At 69.4% G+C, this 4,101-nt stretch carries 4 protein-coding genes; 2 read left to right on the top strand and 2 right to left on the bottom strand.

Annotation, left to right across the window (positions count from 1 at the left end; all coding sequences use genetic code 11):
• The coding region (locus QZV94_RS23675) for a hypothetical protein (RefSeq protein ID WP_293682716.1) at positions 1-1,077 on the bottom strand (1,077 nt) is incomplete at its 3' end.
• Positions 1,078-1,249: 172 nt separating this feature from the next.
• On the opposite strand from QZV94_RS23675, the gene QZV94_RS23670 reads away from it, so the two are divergent.
• Together QZV94_RS23670 and QZV94_RS23665 are read left to right on the top strand one after the other, a co-directional pair.
• Complete coding sequence (locus QZV94_RS23670; RefSeq protein ID WP_293682714.1) at positions 1,250-1,924, top strand: nitroreductase; 675 nt, start codon at positions 1,250-1,252, stop codon at positions 1,922-1,924.
• Between the two features lie 211 nt (positions 1,925-2,135).
• Entirely contained in the window at positions 2,136-2,639 is a 504-nt protein-coding gene (locus QZV94_RS23665; protein ID WP_293682712.1) for a hypothetical protein, read from the top strand.
• Positions 2,640-2,687: 48 nt separating this feature from the next.
• Here the strand turns inward: QZV94_RS23665 and uvrC are convergent.
• A partial coding sequence (uvrC, locus tag QZV94_RS23660; RefSeq protein WP_293682710.1) for an excinuclease ABC subunit UvrC occupies positions 2,688-4,101 on the bottom strand: 1,414 nt, incomplete at its 5' end.

Raw genomic sequence — 4,101 nt, 5'->3', positions numbered from 1 at the left:
GTCGCGCAGCGCGGCCAATTTCTCGGGCGCAGCACCCTTGTCGAAGTGGGCCCGGGCCTTGCCGAGCGCCGCGAGATGCGCCGCGTATCGCTTGGCGTCGCCCGCCAGCAGTCGATCGTTGTTGATCACCCCCAGGGCCATGGCCGCGACGATGGCCCCCGCCGCCACTTCCAGGGCGAGCTTCACGTCCGTGTCTCCCGGCGCCCGGCCCATCCCCAGGACCAGCACCGCGGCCATCAATCCGGTGGCCGCCGCGATGGCCAGCAGCAGTCGGCTCAGCCACCGCGCCACCGCCGCCCGCTGGCCCGGCGCGCCCAGGGAGGCGTCCAGCTTGCGCTCCAGATAGTCGATCTGCCCGTCCAGCCGCTGCCCGCGCAGCAGCGACAACAGCAGGTCCAGATCCGCCGCCGGCGCCGGGGGTTCCGGGGGCTGCGACCACTCCGGCGCCACCCACGTCTCGGCGTTGTCCTCGACCGCGCCCGCCAGCTTCGGGATCTGCCCGGGCAGGTCCTCGGGCGCGGGCAAGTGAGACAGCATGCGCGCCCGCGCCGCCTGCCATTCGGTCAGCGCCGCATCGTCGGCCATCGCCCGCGCCGCCAGGTCGGGGTTGTTGGCCACCGCCTGGAAGTAGAGCGCCCTCACCCGCTCGGCCCCGAACCGATGAGCCAGTGAGCGCGCCTTCGATCCGGCCCCGAATTTGTGGAAAGCCATGGTCGCCAGGCCCGCGACTATCAGGGCGGCGGCTACGCTCTCAATGACCCGCTCGGCGCCGACGGCCAGCGGCGAGACCATCACCAGCACCAGGCCCAGGGCCGCCAGCCCCACAGACAGCAGGTAGAAGCGGCGATCGCGCCGGCCGTGCCGCGTGGCCGGCGGATCGTACTTGGCGAACAGGGCGCGCAGTTCGGGCCAGTCCAGCACGCGCAGGGCCGCCGGATGCCTGTACCCCAGCGCCGCGCGCGCCGCCTCTGTCTGCAGGACGTCGTCGTTCGTCCAGTCGGCCAGCGCGTCATGGAACAGGCCGCGCCTCGCCTCCGCCTCCGCCTGCGGATCGGCGTACCAGCTGGCCGTCGCCATCGCTCCAGTCCCCCGACCTGTCCGCGTCGCCCCAGGACGCCTCGCGAGGAGTATAGCGCGATGTACTGCGGAGGGGCGCCCATCCCACGTCGCGACCACGCGCGCGGCGCTATCGACTGGCCAGGCAATTCGATATGCACGGCGCAGGATCAACGAACGACGGGGTGAGCGAGTGCTGTTGGACGAAGCCCTTCGCGCGCGACGCTCGGTGCGGGCGTTCAAGCCCGACCCCGTGCCGAAGGCGGTTGTCGAGGAACTCCTGGCCGCCGCGGCGATGGCGCCGTCCGGCACCAACATCCAGCCGTGGAAGGTGCACGTCGTGGGCGGCGAGGTGCGAGCGCGTCTGGAACGCGAGGTGCTGCATCACCGGGAAACCGATCCGGCGGACGCCAAAGCGGAGTTCCCGCGCAGCAGCAAGCGCAAGGAGCCCTACGTCTCGCGCATGCGCGCGCTCGGCAAGGCGATGTACGGCCTGATCGGAATACCCAAGGGCGACCAGGCGGCGAACTGGGCGCAATGGGGTCGGAACTATCGGTTCTTCGATGCGCCGGTCGGTCTGATCGTGACCATCGACAAGGACCTCGACTGCATGAGCTACGTCGACGTCGGCATGTTCCTGCAGACGCTGATGCTGGCGGCCAGGGCTCGCGGGCTCGACACCTGCGCCCAGGGCGCCTGGAACAGCTACTGGTCCGTCACGCGGCGCCTGCTGCAGGTGCCAGACGAAGAGTACATCATCTGCGGCGTCGCCCTCGGCTACGCCGACGAGACCGCCCCCGTGAACGGATTGCAGGCCCCCCGCGAGCCGGTCGCCGCCTTCGCCACCTTTCACGGCTTCGACGCGTGAGTTGCCAGAGGGGTCCGGGGCTTCAATCTCACGGATGATCCCAGCCTGCCTCTGAAAGCCAGTCGAGGACGGGCCCTCGGGGCCCGCCGCCCGCGGCGCCCTCTGAGGGTCGAGCGGACAGCGGGTCTCCCCTGCGGAGCGCGGAGCACATGCGTTTGTCCTCGACGGGGATAGGGAGCTCGGTCACGGTGCAGGTTCACCCGGAGGTTTCATGCGCGCGAATCTGATGCTGGCCACAACGGCCCTGGCGGCAATTTGTTTGCTCACCGCCTGCGGCAAGTCGGGGGCGGGCGCTCCGGACGATGCCAAGGCGACGGCGGCGGCGTTGACCGGGGATGCCAAAGGCGCCGCGGCAGCCAATCCGGTGTGCGGACTGTTCACCCAGGCCGAAGTCGCCACCTACATCGGCGAACCGGTCAATCCGGGGGAGAACGCGGCCATGGGCACCGGATGCCAATGGACGGCCAAGGACGACAGCGGAAGCGTTATGGTCCAGATCGTAGACGCGCAGAATCACAACCCGATTTCAGGCGCTCCCGACTTCCGCGAACTGCCGGACGTGGGCGAGCGGGGGTATGTAGCAAACGACGTCGGGTGGACCGCCGGCGCTGTCCAGGGCCCGTCGGCCATCGTCGTGACGACCGACGGAAGGACGTCCAGCGACGCCACGGCCATAGCGCTTCTCAAGGAGACGCTGAAACGCAAGGCCCGGTGACACGGGGGCTTCAATCTCGCGGATGATGCGCGGTTGCCTCGAGATCCTTTACCCCTTCCGAAAATACGCGTGCACCCGCTCCGCCAGCGCCTCGCTGACCCCCTCCACCTTCGCCAGATCCTCCACGCTCGCCCGGCTCACCCCCCGCGCTGAGCCAAATGCATGCAGGAGTGCGCGCTTGCGCCCCGGCCCTACGCCCTCGATCTCGTCCAGCGGGTTCTTCTTCATGTCGATGGCGCGGCGGACGCGGTGGGTGCCGATGGCGAAGCGGTGGGCTTCGTCGCGCAGGCGCTGGAGGTAGTAGAGCACCGGGGATTTCGGCTCGAGCATGAAGGGCGGTTTGCCCGGCAGGAAGAAGCGTTCCAGGCCGGCGTCGCGGTCCGGCCCCTTGGCCACGCCGACGACGGGAATGTCGTCGACGCCGAGGTCGGCCATGATCTCCCGGACCACCGAGAGCTGGCCGGCGCCGCCGTCCAGCAGGACCAGGTCGGGACGAACGGCGCCCTCCCCCTCCTCCTCTTCCTTGACCAGGCGGGAGAAGCGGCGGCGCAGGACCTCCTTCATCATCCCGAAGTCGTCGCCGGGGGTGATGTCGGTGCTCTTGATGTTGAACTTGCGGTACTGGCTCTTCTGGAAGCCGTCGGGGCCGGCGACGATCATCGCGCCGACCGCGTTCGTGCCCATGATGTGGCTGTTGTCGTAGACCTCGATCCGGCGCGGCACGCGCGGCAGGTCGAACCGCTCCTTCAGGCCGTCGAGCAGAATGCGCTGCGAGGAGCTTTCCGCAAGCCGCCGGGCCAGGGCCTCGCGGGCGTTCTGCAGCGCATGCTCCACCACGCCCATCTTGACGCCCCGCTGCGGCGTGCGGATTTCGACCTTGCGGTCGGCCTTGGTCGACAGGGCCTCCGACAGCAGGTCGCGATGGGGCAGGTCGTGGCTCACGAGCACCAGCCGCGGCACCGGCTTGTCGTCGTAGAACTGCGCGATGAAGCTGTCGAGCACCTCTTCCGCCGGCAGCGACCGGTCGGCGCGTGGGTAGTAGGCGCGGTTGCCCCAGTTCTGCCCCGTGCGGAAGAAGAACACCTGGATGCACGTCTGCCCCGCGTCCTGGTAGGCGGCGAACACGTCCGCCTCCTCGATGCCTTCGGGGTTGATGGACTGGTCCGCCGTCACGTGCGCCAGCGCCCACAGCCGGTTGCGGTAGGTGGCGGCGCTCTCGTAGTCGAGGCGCTCGGCCGCGTCCTGCATCAGCGTCTGGTACATCTGCCGCACGTTCTGGCTTTCGCCGCGCAGGAAGCGCACGGCCTCGTCCACGAGGCCGCGGTAGCGATCGGGTTCGATCTCGCCCGTGCAGGGGCCGGAGCAGCGCTTGATCTGGAACAGCAGGCACGGCCGCGTGCGGCTTTCGAACATGCTGTCGGAGCACGAGCGCAAGAGGAACGCGCGTTCCAGCATGTTGATG

Origin of the sequence: uncultured Phenylobacterium sp. (genome assembly GCF_902826855.1) — a bacterium.
Lineage (GTDB): Bacteria > Pseudomonadota > Alphaproteobacteria > Caulobacterales > Caulobacteraceae > Phenylobacterium.
The sequence above is the reverse complement of the archived record's forward strand: the minus strand, read 5'-3'. Positions and strand labels throughout refer to the sequence as shown.